Source organism: Bacillus sp. FSL L8-0654 (assembly GCF_038629965.1).
In the GTDB taxonomy this organism is placed as follows: domain Bacteria; phylum Bacillota; class Bacilli; order Bacillales; family Bacillaceae; genus Bacillus; species Bacillus safensis.
The window spans coordinates 1,545,075-1,562,083 of sequence record NZ_CP152026.1 but is presented as its reverse complement, the minus strand read 5'-3'; the positions used below and the strand labels follow the sequence as shown (position 1 = coordinate 1,562,083).

The 17,009-nt window shown below is 40.8% G+C and carries 22 protein-coding genes; all 22 read right to left on the bottom strand.

Annotated features, from left to right (window positions below; all coding sequences use genetic code 11):
* Nucleotides 1-270 carry a flagellar biosynthesis protein FliQ gene (gene fliQ, locus MHH65_RS07940; protein ID WP_003211206.1) on the bottom strand — a complete coding sequence of 90 codons (270 nt, stop codon included), beginning with the start codon at nucleotides 268-270 and terminating at the stop codon, nucleotides 1-3.
* Nucleotides 271-286: 16 nt separating this feature from the next.
* On the bottom strand, nucleotides 287-952 hold the full coding sequence (fliP, locus tag MHH65_RS07935) for a flagellar type III secretion system pore protein FliP (RefSeq protein WP_008354479.1): 666 nt from the start codon (nucleotides 950-952) through the stop codon (nucleotides 287-289).
* Complete coding sequence (gene fliZ, locus MHH65_RS07930; RefSeq protein ID WP_231293995.1) at nucleotides 945-1,565, bottom strand: flagella biosynthesis regulatory protein FliZ; 621 nt, start codon at nucleotides 1,563-1,565, stop codon at nucleotides 945-947. Before fliZ ends, fliP begins: the two co-directional genes overlap by 8 nt.
* Before the next feature lie 57 nt (nucleotides 1,566-1,622).
* Complete coding sequence (locus MHH65_RS07925) at nucleotides 1,623-1,985, bottom strand: response regulator (protein WP_007499584.1); 363 nt, start codon at nucleotides 1,983-1,985, stop codon at nucleotides 1,623-1,625.
* 27 nt (nucleotides 1,986-2,012) lie between these two features.
* On the bottom strand, nucleotides 2,013-3,134 hold the full coding sequence (fliY, locus tag MHH65_RS07920) for a flagellar motor switch phosphatase FliY (protein ID WP_024426980.1): 1,122 nt from the start codon (nucleotides 3,132-3,134) through the stop codon (nucleotides 2,013-2,015).
* Nucleotides 3,124-4,122, bottom strand: a complete 999-nt coding sequence (fliM, locus tag MHH65_RS07915; RefSeq protein WP_024424167.1) for a flagellar motor switch protein FliM — start codon at nucleotides 4,120-4,122, stop codon at nucleotides 3,124-3,126. Before fliM ends, fliY begins: the two co-directional genes overlap by 11 nt.
* A 32-nt stretch (nucleotides 4,123-4,154) precedes the next feature.
* Nucleotides 4,155-4,583, bottom strand: a complete 429-nt coding sequence (gene fliL, locus MHH65_RS07910) for a flagellar basal body-associated protein FliL (RefSeq protein WP_024424168.1) — start codon at nucleotides 4,581-4,583, stop codon at nucleotides 4,155-4,157.
* Nucleotides 4,580-4,795, bottom strand: coding sequence for a flagellar FlbD family protein (locus MHH65_RS07905; protein WP_008344794.1), 216 nt, complete (start codon nucleotides 4,793-4,795; stop codon nucleotides 4,580-4,582). Before MHH65_RS07905 ends, fliL begins: the two co-directional genes overlap by 4 nt.
* A 37-nt stretch (nucleotides 4,796-4,832) precedes the next feature.
* Nucleotides 4,833-5,624, bottom strand: a complete 792-nt coding sequence (flgG, locus tag MHH65_RS07900; RefSeq protein WP_024426979.1) for a flagellar basal body rod protein FlgG — start codon at nucleotides 5,622-5,624, stop codon at nucleotides 4,833-4,835.
* A 17-nt stretch (nucleotides 5,625-5,641) separates the two neighbouring features.
* Nucleotides 5,642-6,088, bottom strand: a complete 447-nt coding sequence (gene flgD, locus MHH65_RS07895) for a flagellar hook assembly protein FlgD (RefSeq protein ID WP_024426978.1) — start codon at nucleotides 6,086-6,088, stop codon at nucleotides 5,642-5,644.
* Entirely contained in the window at nucleotides 6,088-7,413 is a 1,326-nt protein-coding gene (locus tag MHH65_RS07890; protein WP_024426977.1) for a flagellar hook-length control protein FliK, read from the bottom strand. The genes flgD and MHH65_RS07890 overlap by 1 nt, the downstream gene beginning before the upstream one ends.
* Complete coding sequence (locus MHH65_RS07885; protein WP_024426976.1) at nucleotides 7,414-8,115, bottom strand: MotE family protein; 702 nt, start codon at nucleotides 8,113-8,115, stop codon at nucleotides 7,414-7,416.
* Nucleotides 8,116-8,127: 12 nt separating this feature from the next.
* Nucleotides 8,128-8,571 carry a flagellar export protein FliJ gene (fliJ, locus tag MHH65_RS07880; RefSeq protein WP_024426975.1) on the bottom strand — a complete coding sequence of 148 codons (444 nt, stop codon included), beginning with the start codon at nucleotides 8,569-8,571 and terminating at the stop codon, nucleotides 8,128-8,130.
* Between the two features lie 8 nt (nucleotides 8,572-8,579).
* The gene (gene fliI, locus MHH65_RS07875) at nucleotides 8,580-9,896 is read right to left on the bottom strand and encodes a flagellar protein export ATPase FliI (protein ID WP_098676874.1); all 1,317 of its coding nucleotides are present in this window, start codon (nucleotides 9,894-9,896) and stop codon (nucleotides 8,580-8,582) included.
* The gene (fliH, locus tag MHH65_RS07870; RefSeq protein WP_034281779.1) at nucleotides 9,893-10,657 is read right to left on the bottom strand and encodes a flagellar assembly protein FliH; all 765 of its coding nucleotides are present in this window, start codon (nucleotides 10,655-10,657) and stop codon (nucleotides 9,893-9,895) included. The genes fliI and fliH overlap by 4 nt, the downstream gene beginning before the upstream one ends.
* A complete protein-coding gene (gene fliG, locus MHH65_RS07865) occupies nucleotides 10,650-11,666 on the bottom strand; it encodes a flagellar motor switch protein FliG (protein ID WP_034281776.1) in 1,017 nt (338 codons plus the stop codon). The genes fliH and fliG overlap by 8 nt, the downstream gene beginning before the upstream one ends.
* 11 nt (nucleotides 11,667-11,677) lie before the next feature.
* The gene (gene fliF, locus MHH65_RS07860) at nucleotides 11,678-13,270 is read right to left on the bottom strand and encodes a flagellar basal-body MS-ring/collar protein FliF (protein WP_024424177.1); all 1,593 of its coding nucleotides are present in this window, start codon (nucleotides 13,268-13,270) and stop codon (nucleotides 11,678-11,680) included.
* Between the two features lie 49 nt (nucleotides 13,271-13,319).
* Nucleotides 13,320-13,637 carry a flagellar hook-basal body complex protein FliE gene (gene fliE / locus MHH65_RS07855; RefSeq protein ID WP_034281774.1) on the bottom strand — a complete coding sequence of 106 codons (318 nt, stop codon included), beginning with the start codon at nucleotides 13,635-13,637 and terminating at the stop codon, nucleotides 13,320-13,322.
* An 11-nt stretch (nucleotides 13,638-13,648) separates the two neighbouring features.
* A complete protein-coding gene (gene flgC / locus MHH65_RS07850; protein ID WP_024424179.1) occupies nucleotides 13,649-14,101 on the bottom strand; it encodes a flagellar basal body rod protein FlgC in 453 nt (150 codons plus the stop codon).
* Nucleotides 14,101-14,490, bottom strand: coding sequence for a flagellar basal body rod protein FlgB (flgB, locus tag MHH65_RS07845; protein ID WP_012009952.1), 390 nt, complete (start codon nucleotides 14,488-14,490; stop codon nucleotides 14,101-14,103). Before flgB ends, flgC begins: the two co-directional genes overlap by 1 nt.
* A gap of 288 nt (nucleotides 14,491-14,778) precedes the next feature.
* Nucleotides 14,779-15,558 (bottom strand): GTP-sensing pleiotropic transcriptional regulator CodY, encoded by a 780-nt coding sequence (codY, locus tag MHH65_RS07840; protein WP_007499612.1) that lies wholly within the window; start codon nucleotides 15,556-15,558, stop codon nucleotides 14,779-14,781.
* Between the two features lie 34 nt (nucleotides 15,559-15,592).
* The gene (gene hslU / locus MHH65_RS07835; RefSeq protein WP_024424180.1) at nucleotides 15,593-16,993 is read right to left on the bottom strand and encodes an HslU--HslV peptidase ATPase subunit; all 1,401 of its coding nucleotides are present in this window, start codon (nucleotides 16,991-16,993) and stop codon (nucleotides 15,593-15,595) included.
* Nucleotides 16,994-17,009: the final 16 nt, after the last annotated feature.

Below are 17,009 nucleotides of genomic sequence, written 5' to 3'. Positions count from 1 at the left end.
TTAACCTGCAAATCGATCTAAATTCGAGAACAGCTCTGTCGTAAAGGACACGATTGTTGAAAGCATCCATGGACCAAACACAACAAGCCCAATGAGTACAGCAACAATCTTAGGAATAAACGCAAGCGTCTGTTCTTGAATTTGGGTTGTCGCCTGAAACACACTGACAATCAGTCCCACAATAAGTGCGAGCGCTAGAAGCGGCCCACTCACAAGCAATACTACATACACTGATCTTTCAGCCATCGTAATGACAAATTCTGAACTCATGTTTTAAGCACCTACTCTAAAAGCTTTGCAGCAAAGATTTAACTATCAAATACCATCCATCGACTAAAACAAATAACAATATTTTGAAAGGGAGCGATATCATAACCGGCGGAAGCATCATCATCCCCATTGACATCAGAACACTTGCGACCACCATGTCAATAATTAAAAATGGAATAAAGATCATAAAACCAATTTGAAATGCCGTCTTTAATTCTGAAATGGCAAAAGCGGGAACCATCGCCGTTAAAGGAATATCTTTAATCGATTCAGGTGTATCCATTTTTGCGTAGCTAAGAAATAAAGCCAAATCTTTTTGTCTTGTATGTTTACTCATAAACTCTTTAATAGGCACTTCGGCTTTTTCATACGCCTGATTTAACGTGATGTCATCATTTAAAAGCGGCGTCAGCGCCTCTTTATTAATCTGTGAGAACGTGGGTGCCATGATAAAAAATGTGAGAAACAACGCAAGTCCAACAAGCACTTGGTTTGGCGGCATTGAGTTGGTTGCAAGTGATGTTCTGACGAATGAAAGAACAATCACAATCCGTGTAAAACACGTCATTAAAATGAGAATGCCCGGTGCAACCGAAAATACTGTTAAAAGTAAAAGAAGACGGACAGATGTGCTGATGTTTCCTGCACCGCTGGAATTAAATAAATCAATAAACTCATTCATTTTGTTTCGGGCCTTTCTTTCTGACTTCTGATTGGGTCTTTTTCAATTCGGCTAGCTGCGCCTTTAAATTGGCTGAAAAAGAAGAAGTGGTCGGCTGATCATGTTTCTTTATCTGCGATGTGAATTTTTGAACCATTTTTGGTAAATCGGTTTTGCTTTCCATCGCTTCTTCATATTGTTTCACGATCGCTTCACATTCTTGTTCATCATCAATTTCTTTTAGCAGCTGGATTGAGTCTGCTACGCCGACAACTAATACTCGTTTTCCCACTTTGATCAGCTGGACTGAACGGTTTTGTCCGACTGTCGTTCCGCCGATATTTTCAACATAGCGAAATGGTTTGAGTAAGCGGTTTTGCTTACCAACAAATCTCACTAAACCATAAATAAGCAGGATGACAAAAAGTAAGGCACCAATCATTTTGACAAAATCCATAATGGAGACAGAAGAAGAGGGAACTTCTTCTGCCGGATTCGTTTGATTGTCAGTGGTTTTCTTCTCTGTATCCTTTTTGCTTTCTTTCTCACCTTTGAGCCAGTCATTCACTGTGCCATTCTCAGGATCTTTCGTTTCGGCAAACAGTGAGGCAGGCTGCATCGTCAAGAAAAGCATAAAACTGATCATTGCTATACATATCAAACGTTTTTTCAACAAATCTTACACCCTTTTTTAGCCTAACGTTTTATTAATTGCTTCAAGTACGCGGTCTGCCTGGAATGGCTTCACGATAAAGTCTTTTGCACCTGCTTGGATCGCGTCAATAACCATTGACTGCTGCCCCATTGCAGAACACATGATGATTTTTGCAGAAGCATCGATTTGTTTAATTTCTTTTAGTGCAGTGATTCCGTCCATTTCTGGCATTGTGATATCCATTGTGACAAGATCAGGAGATGTTTCCTTATATTTTTCAACTGCTTGTGCGCCGTTTTCTGCTTCTCCTACTACATCAAATCCGTTTTTTACAAGAATATCCTTGATCATCATTCTCATGAATGCTGCATCATCTACGATTAATACCTTAGTAGCCATTTACTTATTCTCTCCCTGTATGTTTGTTTATTTTAAATTAGAAAGTCTTTCTGACTGGCTTAAAATGTCAGTCACACGAACACCAAAGTTCTCATCAATGACAACGACTTCCCCTTTGGCGACGATTCGTTTGTTAACTAGGATGTCTACTGGCTCACCAGCAAGTTTGTCCAGTTCAATGATACTTCCTGCTGAAAGCTCAAGAACTTCTTTTACACTGCGCTGAGTTCTTCCAAGTTCCACCGTAATGGAAAGCGGAATGTCCATCAGCATGTCAAGGTTTCCAAGCTGGTTTGTTGTATGCTGAGGCTCACTGAACGATTCAAATTCAACTGGCGCCACATTTACAGGTGCTGCCGGCTTTGGCTTCGCCTGTCTTTTCGGCGGTGCTGCTTGCTGCGCTGGGGCAGACTGCGTTTGCGGAGCTGCCGGCTGAGGTTCAGGTGCACTCACTTCTTCTTGAACCGGCTCTTCTCCTTGCGCAGGATCTGTTAATTCTGCGATTAAATCCTTCGCAAATGTAATAGGATAAAGCTGCATAATATTTGAATCGATGAGTTCACCTATTTTTAATCTGAAGGATACTTTGACAAGCATTTCTTCAGCTGGAATGCGGTCTGTCCCTTCTCCTTCTTTCACATCAAGTAATTCGACGCGCGGCGGAGAAATATCAATCTTTTTATTAAAGACAGTCGACATGGATGTCGCAGCAGAACCCATCATTTGGTTCATTGCTTCTTGTACTGCACTTAAGTGAATTTCGCTTAAAGAAGGGTCAGCATTTGTCCCGTCTCCGCCCATCATTAAGTCCGCAATAACTGCTGCATCTGTTTGCTGGACGACAAGCAGGTTACTTGCGCTGAAGCCTTCCGTATAATTCACTTCAATAGCAACATACGGATGAGGAAATTCCTCATTCAGCATACTTTTTTGAATCACTGTAACAGTTGGAGTTGTAATCTCCACTTTTTGATTTAATAGGGTTGAAAGTGCTGTTGCAGAGCTGCCGAATGAAATATTTCCGATTTCTCCAATAGCATCTTGCTCCATTGCAGAAAGGACTGTATCAGGCTCTATATCGTCATTGCTGCCTCCTTTAAGGAGCGCATCGATTTCGTCTTGTGATAATTTACTTCCGTTATTCTCCATCTTCTTCACCTCTTATGTCGTGATCTAGAATTTGAATCGCCTGTTTCCGATTCACGCGGCCGGCCTGTCCCAAGAATTTCGGTTTATTTCCGACCATAACAGTAAGAGGCGCATTTACTGGTTTGTCCAAGGCAATACAATCACCAATTTCCAAATTCAAAAACTCTTCCACCGTCATTTCCGATTGTCCCAGCTCTGCGACTACCGGTATTTTTGCCTTCATAATCCGTTTTTCAATGGCCTTTGTTTCTTGCTGTTTTGGTTCATTTCGTTCAGACTGCATCCAGTAGTGTACAGACAGCTTCGGAATAATAGGCTCTAATACAACGTGAGGAATACATAGGTTAATAACCCCGCTTACCTCGCCAATCTGTGTATTAAGAGAAATGACGACAACTGTTTCGTTTGGTGACACCATTTGAACAAACTGGGGATTTACCTCGAAATCTGCCATTTCAGGCTCGATGTCGGTTATGGACTGCCACGCTTCTCTGTAATTTTCCAAAGCTCCCTCAAACATGTTTGAGATAATCTTTGTTTCAATTTCTGTAAGTGATTCTGTCTTATTATGACTAATGCCAATCCCGCCCATCAGCCTGTCCATCATCGCATAGCCGATTGTTGGGTTTACTTCAAGCATGATTCTTCCTTCAAGCGGGCTGACATAAAATAAGTTTAATAATGTCATATTAGGAATCGAACGAATAAATTCTTCGTATGGTACTTGGTCAACCGAGCTGACAGTAATTTGAATATATGATCTTAGCTGCGCTGAAAAATGCGTGGTGAGCAGTCTAGCGAAGTTATCATGAATCCTTGTTAAACTTCGAATCTGGTCTTTTGAAAAGCGCAGTGCACGTTTAAAGTCATACACCTTCACTTTTTTCGTCGTTTCCTCTTTTTTCAGCTCTTCTGCATCCATTTCGCCTGTTGAGATGGCGGATAATAATGCGTCGATCTCATTCTGGGAAAGCACTTCTCCTGACATTTCTTCACCTCCATCGCGTTAATTAATCGCCTCTATTGCAGATTAAAGGAGGTTATATATACTTCTTTCACCTTGCCATCTTGCAAATAGTTATTCACTTTGTTTTTGACTTGTGTTTTAAAATGTTCTCTGCCTTTTTTGCCATCAAGTTCATCTGCATTCGTGTCTGATAAAATGTCGATTACAGCATCTTTTACCTGGAAACTTCTTTTCTCAAGCTCTGATTTTGCTTTTTCAGAGTCCGTTTCAATATTCAGGACAAGTTTGACAGCATTTCCTTCAGACTTTAAATTGGTGATAATCTCAGGAATTTCAACAGAAGCTTTTACGACTTCATCTGCTGTTGGCTCTTTTTCAGCTTTTGCTTCGTCTGACCCATTCAGCAGAAAAAAGATGCCTGCTCCAATTCCGACGATGGCAATAATCATGATTAGCATTACTACGACTAATTTCTTCTTCATTCAAACTCCTCTATTCCTTGATTCAATGAAATGACTTGGATTTTTCTGTAGAAAGAAATGATTTTCTCTTGAAGCTGCTCTTCATCTTCTTTCACAACGAATTTCTTTCCATTGGCCAAAGTAATGGTCGTGTCTGGAAAACTTTCGATTTGCTCGATATGGAGAGCGTTCAGCATAAATCCTTTGCCATTTAATCTTGTCACTTCAATCATATTAAGCAGAGAAGCGAGCATCCGCTCCCCCTACCTCCTATCGTTTCAGATTCACAAGCTCTTGCAGAATTTCATCAGATGTTGTAATCGTCTTTGCATTCGATTGGAATCCACGCTGCGCGATAATCATTTCGGTAAACTCGTCTGTTAAATCAACGTTTGACATTTCAAGTTTCCCTGTTTGGATCACGCCAGTTCCTTCTTCACCAGGTACGATAGGATTACTTGGTGCACCTGAGCTTAACGTTTGGCGGTAAAGGTTGTCACCAACTTTGTCTAATCCTCCAGCGTTACGGAAAGATACGAGTGAAATCTGTCCAACATTTCTAGATACGTTGTTTTCAACAACCGAAACCGTTCCATCTGGACCAACACTTACACTTGAAACGCCATCTGGAATCGTTATCTTTTGTCCATTCATTCCAAGTAGATAATTTCCATCAGGGGTGACTAAGCTTCCCTCTGAATCAGTGTCGAAATTCCCTGTTCTTGTATAAAGAATTTCTCCTTGACTTTCAATACGGAAAAACCCATCGCCATTGATATAGAAGTCGTAAGGTTCATTTGTATTTTGAGAAGATCCCGCTGACATGATTTTATCAATAGAAGATAAAGATGACCCTAAACCAATTTGTTTTGAGTTGATTGAACCAGAGTTGTTCGTTGGTCCACCTGAACTTCCAATGGTTTGGCTGACCATATCTTTAAACGTGATACGGCTCTTTTTGTATCCGTGTGTATTGACGTTGGCTACGTTGTTGGCTACCACATCTAATTTTGATTGGAAGTTTTTCATTCCGCTAATTCCTGAGTAAAGTGAGCGTAACATTTATTTTCCTCCTCGAATTACTTCGTTTTTTCTCCAACTGCTGTAACATCCCAAGGGCTGATTTTCGTTCCATCTTCTAAAACAAGTAAGTATTCATTGTCTATGTTTTTAACAGACTTCACAGTGCCCGATATCTCTTTATCATCCAATTTGCCCGATACTTCTTTACCAATCCAGCCTACATACGTCGTAAACGGATCTTGGTGTGCAACAAATGTAGACATGAGCTGATTTAGTTTAGTGATCGAATCGTTCATATTGGTTTGCTGTTCTAAAGATGAAAATGTCGCCAGCTGCGTGACAAACTCACGGTCATCAAGCGGGTTTGTCGGATCTTGGTTTTGAAGCTGCGTGAGCAAAATTTTCAAGAATTGATCTTTGCCAAGCGTATCTGTTTTCTTTTCTGCTTTTGAAGAAGTGTCTGCTTGTGCGGCTGTTCTATTCGTAGCATCAACTGTTGCCATTAGATCTCCTCCTCTTCTTCATCTGACCCAACAAGAGCATCCAGTACATCTTGGAATTCTGTTTCCTGTTCATCAGTCTGCTGGAAATTCTGTCCTTTTGGCTGCTGCTGCTTGTTTTCTTCACTAAACTGTCCAAATAACGGCTGCTCATTTGATTGAAGCGGTATATGGAAACGGTCCACTTGAACCGACATATTCGGAAGCGCCTGCTTGAGCTGCGGCAGATGATGCTCTAACAGCTCTTTCGCTGCTTGCGTTGAAGCTGTAATTTTACTCGCATACATCCCGTTTTGCTTTGTTAGCTGAATGGTAATGAATCCAAGATTTTCCGGATTTAACCGAACGGTAAAGCGTCCGCTTGAATTGCCAAACGGCGTGAATTTCATTTGCTTCCACGTGTTTAGAATTTGCTGATCAACCGTTCCTGGCTTTTCATCAGTCGTTTGTGTCTGCTGAACAGGAGCCGCTGACTGCAGTTGGAAAAACTGCTTATGACCTGGCAGAAGCGAGTGGGTCATTATTTTTTCAGAAGCTGGTGCAGCAGCGCTTTGTCCTTTAACGACTTCTTTTTTGATGAGCCACTCAAGAGATGCATTCCCTTTTGCCGGAGAAGCGAGTGTAGATTCTTGTTTTGGAGAGATTAGTTCCTTCAACTCTCCTAGTGAAATTTTCCACTCTTTGTCAGACCCTTTCGCATTCGCCATCATATGGTCGATTAGCTGATTAAAGTGCTTTAGCTCACTTTGAGTCATCGAATTCAGCTTTGGCGCTGAACCCTGCGAGAAGAACTGCTCTTTTACTTGCTGAATGAGTTTTTCATCTACCCCGTTTTTAGAAAGAAAGTGGATAAAGTCTTGACCTTTCCCTTCAATATCCTGCACAAGTTTCGCATCAAAGCTGAGCGGCTGTTGATTGAGCAACTGATAGATGAAAAAGTGGACTTGTATGAGCTGTTCACTATGCTCAGAACCTGGCTTTTCAGCTTGATCACCGTAAATGGAAGATTCCATTTTTTGAAATAGTTCTTCAAGTGACTTGAGATCAGATAATTCAAGCGTTTGACCTTGTAGTGTTTGAAGCGCACTGAGTAAGTCTGCGCTCATTCCTTCTTCAGGTGATTGCATCCATTTTTCAACAATTTGCATCGCATCATTGATAGAAAGAGAGGCAAGAGCGGCTGTTTCAGCATGAACAGGGCCGCTTTGAGCGCCTGCTCCGCTAAGCAATTGTTTAAACAAACCGCGTGCAGATGCAGCGCCGTCTCCTTTTAGCCCTGAGAGACCTTGAGAAGATTGCTGTAAGGCTCCAATATCCAATAGCTTCACTTATTGTCCACCCCCATTTTCACTTTCTTCTTTTTTGGCAAGCTCTTTTGTAAACGTTGCTGCCTTCTGAGGTGTCAATTTTGCTAATATGTCTGTCAGTTTATTTTTGCTCAGCTCTTCAAGGATTTTTAACGCCTCTTTATCACTTAATTCTGATAAAATTTTGGCGGATTTCCCTGGGTCCATGCTTTCATAAATGCTGGCGACCTTTCCTTTTGTCTGCTGATTAGAGGAAGCCGCTGCATCAGAGGACGCCCCTGCTGAGTTATTACCTGACGTGTTATTTGATGAGCCGTTATTCGATGAACTGTCATTGGCTGACGTATTCTTTGCATCATTTTCAGATGTTTTTTCAAGTGAGTTGATTTTTTGATTCAATCTTTTAATCTCTTCATCACTTGTTTTCAAATCTTTTTGTGCAATTTCGAGCTCATTTTTTTGCTCTTTAATGGTCTTTTTCAGTTCTTTCAACTCTGCATCGCTTTGATCATTAGGTGAAGATGACGTTTTTGAGGTGTCATCTGAACCAACCAAACTGCTGATCCCAGGAATGTTTTGAAGCGGTTTTTTTAGATCAAAACCTGCCATATAAAGGATCGTGCCAGTGACAATCACAAGCACAATCAATGGGATGATGACAATAAACAAGATCCATTGAAATTTTCCGCCGCCTGATTCCTTCGTTTTTTCCTTCTTAGGCATTCATCTCGACTCCTAATGTCCTTGAAACATGAATTGGCTGATAGAGATATCATCCATTTCTTTCATTTCAATTGCCTTATGTTCAAGGGAGAACTTTTCAAATTGCTTTTCTTTCATTTTTTCAAACTTTTTAAACTCAATGTTTTTTTCAGTTAAATCAGATTGTTTTTCATTCATTTGGTGACGTTTCATGATCACAAGCTGCTGATAATGCTGAATGGTGTTATCTAAGTTGGTCACAAATTGCTGGTAATGACGCATTTCTTGAACACTCATTCCACTTCTCAGCTTTTCTTCTTTGCTTTTTTCCATCAGCTCTTTTTTACTCATATTTTCAAAGAGTTTTTCAGCGACTTGCTCAAATGCCGAAACGGATTGTTGGTACGCTGCGAGTGACTTGTCTTTTTCACTTTCTTTCAGTTCTAAGAGCTTTTGAAATTTGTATTGATATCTCACTGTTTTTGTCAATCCTCTCTATTCATCAAACTGAGCAATAAACTCACACTGTCTTCAATAGATACAGCCTCTTCTACATCCTGCTTCAAAAATGAAATCAGATGAGGATAAGCCTGCATGGCCTCATCAATATCTTTGGAGGAGCCTTTTTTATATGCTCCAATATTAATGAGGTCTTCAGCGTTTTGATAAGTGGACAAAAGCTGGCGGAACCGGTTAGCCGCTTCCTTGTGATCATGACTTGCGATATTACTCATGACACGGCTGATACTTTTCAAAATGTTAACAGCGGGAAATTGTCCTTTGTTGGCTAAAGCACGATCAAGTACAATGTGCCCGTCAAGGATCCCCCTCACTGTATCAGCGATCGGCTCGTTCATATCGTCTCCATCAACAAGCACTGTGTAAAACGCTGTGATGGAACCAAGCTGATTTGTCCCAGTTCGTTCGAGCAATTTTGGCAGTATAGCGAACACTGAAGGCGTATATCCTTTTGTTGTTGGCGGCTCGCCAGTTGCGAGTCCTATTTCCCTTTGCGCCATGGCGATCCTCGTAACAGAATCCATCATGAACATGACATTTTTGCCTCTGTCTCTGAAATATTCCGCAATGGCTGTTGCAGTATACGCAGCTTTCAGTCTCGTCAGTGCAGGCTGGTCAGAAGTAGCAACGACAACAATTGATCGCTTCAGTCCTTCAGAACCTAAATCCTTTTCAATAAACTCACGAACTTCACGGCCACGCTCTCCAACAAGGGCAATGACATTCAGGTCTGCTTCTGTCTGCTTTGCAATCATCCCCATTAAGGTACTTTTTCCAACACCACTTCCGGCAAAAATCCCGATCCTTTGACCAGTGCCAACTGTGAGCAGACTGTCGATGACTCTAACACCAACACCCATCTTTTCTCGAATAGGCGGCCTGTCCATTGGATTTGGGGGTGACTGATCTGTCGAAACAGGTGCAAGTCCCTTTGGAAGCATACTGCCATCAAGCGGATGACCGAAGGCATCAACGACTTCACCTATTAATCCAGTTCCTACTTTGACCTTCAGCGACTCACCCGTCGCTTCAACAAGACTTCCTGGTGAAATATTGGATGCTTCTACATAAGGCATGAGCAGAATGTTTTCATCTCTAAACCCTACGACCTCTGCTTTTATTGGATGGTGCTTGCTCCCTTTTTTATGAATGAGACAAACATCTCCGATCGAACTCTCCGGCCCCTTAGATTCAATCATGAGCCCAACCACTCGATTGACTTTACCAAATCGTTTATAAGGATCGGCAGTTTCAATCGTTTCTTTTAGTACATCCATTTTCATTTGTGATCACCTGAATCAATGACTTCTAATAATTTTTCTTTCAACTGATTCATTTGGGTATCAACACTCGCTTCCACTTTTCCAAAACTTGTTTCTACGTAACAAGTTCCTTTTGGCGCTTTTTCATCCGAGTAAATGGCAAGGTGTGTATCCTTCTGTAGGATTCTAATCAATTCGTCTTTATATTCCATCACATGCTCGTAATGTTCAGGGTCAACATAGATGGAAATATCATCATATTCTTTCACTTCTGAAATGACCTGCTTCACAAGAGCCAAAAATGGATCTTTCGTGTCCTCAGCTGCATTCCAAACGCGTTTGGCGAGTTCAAAAGCGAGTTCTACAATTTGCTCAGCAGAGCTTTCAATTTTTTCTTCGTAATCCTGCCTTGCAAGACTGACGATGTCATTTGCTTGATCAAGAATAGCTTGGTACTGCATATTCGCATCTGCTTCGCCCTTTTGGAAGCCTTCTTGATAACCTGCTTGTTTCGCTTCTTCAATGAGCTGCATTCTTTCCTCTTCAAAATCAGTCCGGCGCTGATTGATTTCAGCCATTGTTTTTTCCAGCTCACTGTTTGCTTGTTCTAATATGCGGCTCGCTTGATCTTCTGCATCACTGAGTACTAGCTGCGATGCTTCAGTTTCATTGACAAGCTCTTCTTCGTGATGTTCTCTTTTAAAGTTTACTTGCTGTAAAGGAATCGTTTGCCGCCCTTGTTCAGGAATAACAGATGTTTCATGTTTGATAATCCTAGACAATGATATCGTCTCCTCCGCCTCGAGCTATGACGATTTCTCCAGCTTCCTCAAGTCGTCTTACGATGCTGACAATACGGGTTTGTGCTTCCTCGACATCTCTAAGCCGGACAGGCCCCATAAACTCCATTTCTTCTTTGAATGTTTCGACCATCCGCTGTGACATGTTGCGGAAGACAATTTCTTTGACTTCTTCGCTTGCCACTTTGAGTGCGAGCAATAAGTCATCATTTTCAACATCTCTGATGACACGCTGAATCGCTCTGCTGTCAAGAGTGACAATATCTTCAAAGACAAACATACGTTTCTTAATTTCATCAGCAAGCTCTGGATCTTGAATTTCAAGTGTGTCTAAAATGGTTTTCTCAGTAGCACGGTCTACACCATTTAGCACTTCTACAACCGCTTCGACTCCGCCCGTTTGCGTATAGTCCTGCGTAAAGGTTGAAGAAAGCTTTTGTTCAAGAATACGCTCCACCTCATTGATGATCTCTGGAGATGTACGGTCCATTAAGGCAATACGTCTCGCAACCTCAGTTTGTACTTCCTCGCCTAACTCAGATAAAATTTGCCCAGCCTGCACTGGATCCAGGTAGGAAAGGATAAGTGCTATCGTTTGTGGATGCTCATGCTGGATAAAGTTTAAAATTTGTTCTGGGTCAGCCTTTCGAGCAAAATCAAATGGTTTCACTTGAAGAGAGGATGTTAGCCTGTTTAAGATGCTGTCCGCTTTATCCTCACCAAGCGCTTTTTCAAGCACTTGTCTTGCGTACATAAGACCGCCCTGCGATATGTAGTCCTGCGCGATGGCAATGCTGTGAAACTCTTCGATGACTTCATCTTTTTTAGCAGTATCTACACTTCGTACATTGGAAATTTCTAATGTTAATTTTTCTATTTCGTCTTCAGACAGATGTTTGTATACAGATGCTGACACGTCTAGCCCTAAGGAAATCATTAGGATTGCTGCTTTTTGTCTGCCTGTTAGTCGATTTGGATCTTTTCTCGACATGTGTATTCCTCCTAATCCTCGGACAGCCAGCTGCGTAGCAATTTAGCAAAGTCTTCTGGTTTTTCTTTTGCCATTTTTTCAAGCTGATTTTTTCTCACCATTTCTTCTGTTTCTGGTTCAGTGTCGATATCAGGAACATCGATTGGTGTACGTTCATCAAACTCAAACTCTTCTTCCTCATCTCTTCTACGCTTGCGTACAAGAAGAATGATAAGAGCGATAATTGCAAGTAGAAGCACACCGCCTACAATATAAACCCAAATTGGAATATTGTTTGAAGGGTTATCTGCCGCAGTTTGCTGTTTACCGTCTAATTTTGATACAGATAAAACGATTTTGTTATCTAAGTCGGCTTGAGTGAGCGCTTGACCATTTGTGTATTCTTTATCAATCGATGTGCTAATGATCGTTGAAAGAATCTTTTTGATATCATCTTGTCTTTCAGCCGTTAAAGAGTTTACATCGTTTGCAGTTGGTGGTTCGACCAATGCTTGAATGCCTACATCTCTAATTTTATAAGGGCTTTCTTTGATATCTTTATGAATGCGGTTGACTTCATAATTGATGCGATCTTCGCTCTTTTCGTAATCTCCGCTTCCATTCGCTCCATCGGCACCTTGATAATTTGTGACATCATCGTCACCTGTTCCAGCGGTGCCTCCAGCTGCTGCGCCGTTACCTGAATAAGTTTCAGCAATCTTTTCAGCGCTGACAGCAATCCCCTGCATGTTTTCTTTATCAACAGGTTCTACTAGGTCTTCTTTTCTTTTTTCTTCAGTAAAATCAATGTCTGTTGTGACCGATACAGCCACTTTATCTTGACCCATCATTGTTCCGAGCAGCTGCTGAATTTTTCTTTGAAGATTCTTTTCGATTTCCTCTTTTTTCTGCTGCTGTGCATCCATTCCACTTGCATAGGAATCGGAGCTGGTGTTTAAGTCGTAGTAGTTGGAATCTTGGTCCATAATGACAATGTTTTCTGTTTTTAAATTCGGCACACTTTTTGAAATAAGATGATAAAGGCCTTTTACTTGCTGCGGTGTGAGCGTGTAGCCCGGCTCAACTTGCAGCACTATGGATGCTGATGCATTACTTTGCTCTTCTCCAACAAAAACGGAATCTTTTGGCAGGTTAATCATCACTTTTGAATCTTTAATCCCATCAATTGTGTTGATCAGATTGGATAGTTCTGTCTGAGTTGCGTCTACTTTCAGAACATCAAATTCATTATCTGTTAAACCGAAGCCTGAATTGTTTGCAAAGAAGGAATAATCAATGTTGCCTGTCTTAGGGAGCCCTTCGGATGCGAGTGTTACTTTTAAAGAATCTGCTTGCTTTTCTGGAACGAGAATCGTTGTTCCATTGTTTGCAAGTTCCGATTTAACGTTTTTGCCATCTAGTTCCTGTTTGATTTGTCCAGCTTCTGCCTCAGACAAGTCTCTAAAGAGCGGAACCATTTTTTCAGAAGAAGCAAAGATGCTAACAACCGTAATAATGATTGCTAGGGCAGCAACGCCGCCAATCATGAGTATTTTTTGTAATTTTGATCGATTTCGCCAAAACTCAACTGTTTTTGTTCTTAATTGCATTAAAGTACGATTCATCTTAACCCCCGGTCATTCCATTCAGTCTTTTTTTGTCCACCAGCACCTCCTACATCTGCATTCTCATAATCTCTTGGTACGCTTCGACTGCTTTATTTCGAAACTCTGTTGCAGCTGTGAGTGTGACACTCGCTTTTTGTGAAGCAATCATGACTTCATCGAGATTGACATCTTTTCCTTGTGCAAGCGCATTTGTATACTGGTCTGATTTCAGCTGTGATTGATTTAATGCCTCAATGGAATTCTTCAGCACATCAGAGAAATTCGTTTGACTTTTAGGTGCAGCCGCCTGAATGGGCGTTGCATTCGTCAATTCACTTGCTTGCTGAGCAGTTTGAAGCTGGAAAGGAGATATTGCATTAACCAATTGTTTTCACCTTACTTTCCTATTTCTAAAGCTTTCATCAGCATGCTTTTATTCGCATTTAGAGCAGTCACGTTTGCTTCATATGATCTTGAGCTGCTGATGAGGTCGACCATTTCTTTTAATGGATCGACATTTGGTGTTTGAACATATCCATTTTCATTGGCATCGGGATTTGTAGGATCATATTGAAGGTTGAATGGAGTTTCGTCTTCAGTAATCTTTGTTACTTTGACGCCGTTTCCTAATTTGCCGCTCGAATTCATACTTGAGTTCAATATAGATGAAAACGATTCACCTGACGGCTGTAATGTGACAAGCTTACGTCTATAAGGCTCCCAGTTGCCATCAACCTGTTTAGCTCTTGTCGTATCCATATTTGCAAGGTTTGAGGATACAACGTCCATTCTGAGCCTCTGTGCCGTTAATGCTGAGGCCGAAGCGTTCACTCCTGAAAAGATCGACATCACTTACCTCCTGTCAAAACTGTTTTAAGAGAATTGAATTTCCCGCTCATTCTTTCCACCAGCGCATTATACTGAATTTGGTTTTTAGCGAGTTCACTCATCTCTTGATCAATATCGACATTATTTCCGTTTTCTTGATAAGAAGTACGGTTGCTCGAAACAACTGAATAATTAGACCCTGTTTTTGAAAAATCAATGTGACCTTGGTACGTTTTTTTAGCATCTAATTTGATTGACGCATCATTTAGCATGTCATGGAATGCGACGTTTTTCGACTTGTAGTTCGGTGTATCTATATTCGCGATATTATTGCTTATGACTTTTTGCTTAACATTCGCTCTGCCCAAGGCATTCTCAAGGTTGCTTATCGTTCCAGAAAATATATCCAAAACCATATACCTCCAATCATATGTATTTCATTCCATTTAATCATGTCGAGATTTGTAAAACCATATGTTCATTGTAAGAAATAATAGGATTAAAGTCTATGATGTATATGTAAAAAAAACTCGTAATATATATCTATTTTACGAATAGGTATAAAGGCCTAGATTCAAAGCACTACAGATTTGTAAGGGGTTTCTTGGAAAAAAGAGTGACATTTTTCGGACAAATCCTCATTTTTTCACATAAAAAAACCCTTTTCAGCATTTATTTCGGCCAAAAAGGGTTTTTGATTAATGAGATTTTAAATTTTCGAGTTCAATTAAAAATTTGTTGTTTAACACTTTGATGTACGTTCCCTTCATTCCAAGAGAACGAGATTCGATTACGCCTGCACTTTCTAACTTACGTAAGGCGTTTACGATCACTGAACGCGTAATCCCTACACGATCTGCAATTTTACTTGCGACAAGAAGACCTTCGTTTCCATCCAGCTCTTCAAAAATGTGCTCAATCGCTTCAAGCTCACTATATGAAAGAGAGCTGATCGCCATTTGGACAACCGCTTTGCTTCTTGCTTCTTCTTCGATTTCTTCTGCTTTCTCGCGAAGAATCTCCATTCCAACAACTGTTGCCCCGTATTCAGCAAGAATTAAATCATCATCTGTGAATGTATCTTGTAAGCGGGACAGGATTAACGTACCTAAACGATCTCCTCCGCCGATAATTGGGACAATTGTTGTTAAGCCTGATTGGAATAAGTCACGGTTCTCAATCGGGAAAGCTGTATATTCACTGTTAATATCAAGGTTTGAAGACGTTTCAGGGACATTGAATAGACTCTTTGTATATTCCTCAGGGAACTGACGATCTTCAAGCATTTTTTTCATACGTGCATTTTCGATCTGCTGATTAATGGAGTAGCCAAGAAGCTTTCCCCTTCTGCTTAATACGAAAATGTTTGAATCAATGACATCTCTCAGTGTTTCTGCCATTTCTTTAAAATTAACTGGTTTCCCCGCTGCATCTTGCAGCATTGAGTTAATAATCCTTGTTTTTTGTAGTAACGCCATAATAATGATCCTCCTAGATTACTTTATTCATTTGTTAAAGTATAAATTGACTTAAATCTTTGTTATTTGCAATCTTTCCTAGCTTCTCTTCGACATACTGAGGGGTAATGGTCACTGTCTCCATCGTAATATCAGGCGCCTCAAATGAAAGCTCTTCAAGCAGCTTCTCAAGTATGGTATGAAGCCTTCTTGCACCGATGTTATCTGTCTCCTGATTGACATGATAAGCCACTTCGGCAATCTTATGAATAGCATCGTCAGAAAATTCAAGAGATATACCTTCTGTTTCAAGTAAAGCTTTATATTGCTTTAATAATGCATTATCTGGTTCCGTTAAGATTTTCACAAAGTCTTCTATACTTAATTTATCTAATTCTACACGGATTGGGAAACGTCCCTGAAGCTCCGGAATCAAATCTGATGGCTTTGCCATATGAAATGCACCTGCTGCAACAAACAGCACATGATCAGTTTTAACGGCACCATATTTCGTCATCACAGTTGAACCTTCTACAATCGGTAAAATATCACGCTGAACCCCTTCTCGAGAAACATCTGCAGATGATGCACCACCGCTTTTGGCAATTTTGTCGATTTCATCGATAAAAATAATTCCTTGCTGCTCTGCTTTGTAGACCGCTTCCTGACTGACTTCATCCATATCAATCAGTTTTGAAGCTTCCTCAGCCGTTAACGCCTTTCTTGCTTCTCTGACAGTCAGCTTTCTGCGTTTTTTCTTTTTAGGCATGAGATTGCCGAGCGCATCCTGCATGTTCATACCCATTTGCTCCATACCCGAGCCTTGAAGCATATCAAACATGGAAGGCTGCTGTTCTTCTACTTCAATCGTGACGTAATGATCTTCAAGTTCTCCCATAGCCAGCTGATGAGCGATTCGCTTTCTTGTCGATTCGAGTTCCACTTCTTCATTTGAATGATCTCGATCACGGTCATCTTCATCAGAACCGCCAAACAGCATCTCAAAAGGATTTTTCACAGACTGGCTCTTTTTCTTACCAGGAACAAGTAAATGAACAAGACGTTTATTTGCTTGTTTTTCTGCTTCTTCTTGAACATCTTTCATCTTTTCTTCTTTGACAAGTCTAATCGCTGTTTCAACTAAATCTCTCACCATGGACTCTACGTCACGGCCGACATAACCCACTTCAGTAAACTTCGTCGCTTCCACTTTAATAAAAGGCGCACCAGAAATTCGAGCAATTCTGCGGGCAATTTCTGTTTTCCCCACACCTGTTGGGCCGATCATTAAAATGTTTTTAGGAACGACTTCATCCTTTAGCTTATCATGTAAAAGACTTCTTCTGTAACGGTTTCTTAAAGCCACCGCCACTGCTTTTTTCGCATCAAGCTGACCAATGATGTATTGATCAAGCTTTTCAACTATCTCTCTTGGGGTAAACGGCTTTTTCTCCATACGTCTCATGTCCTTT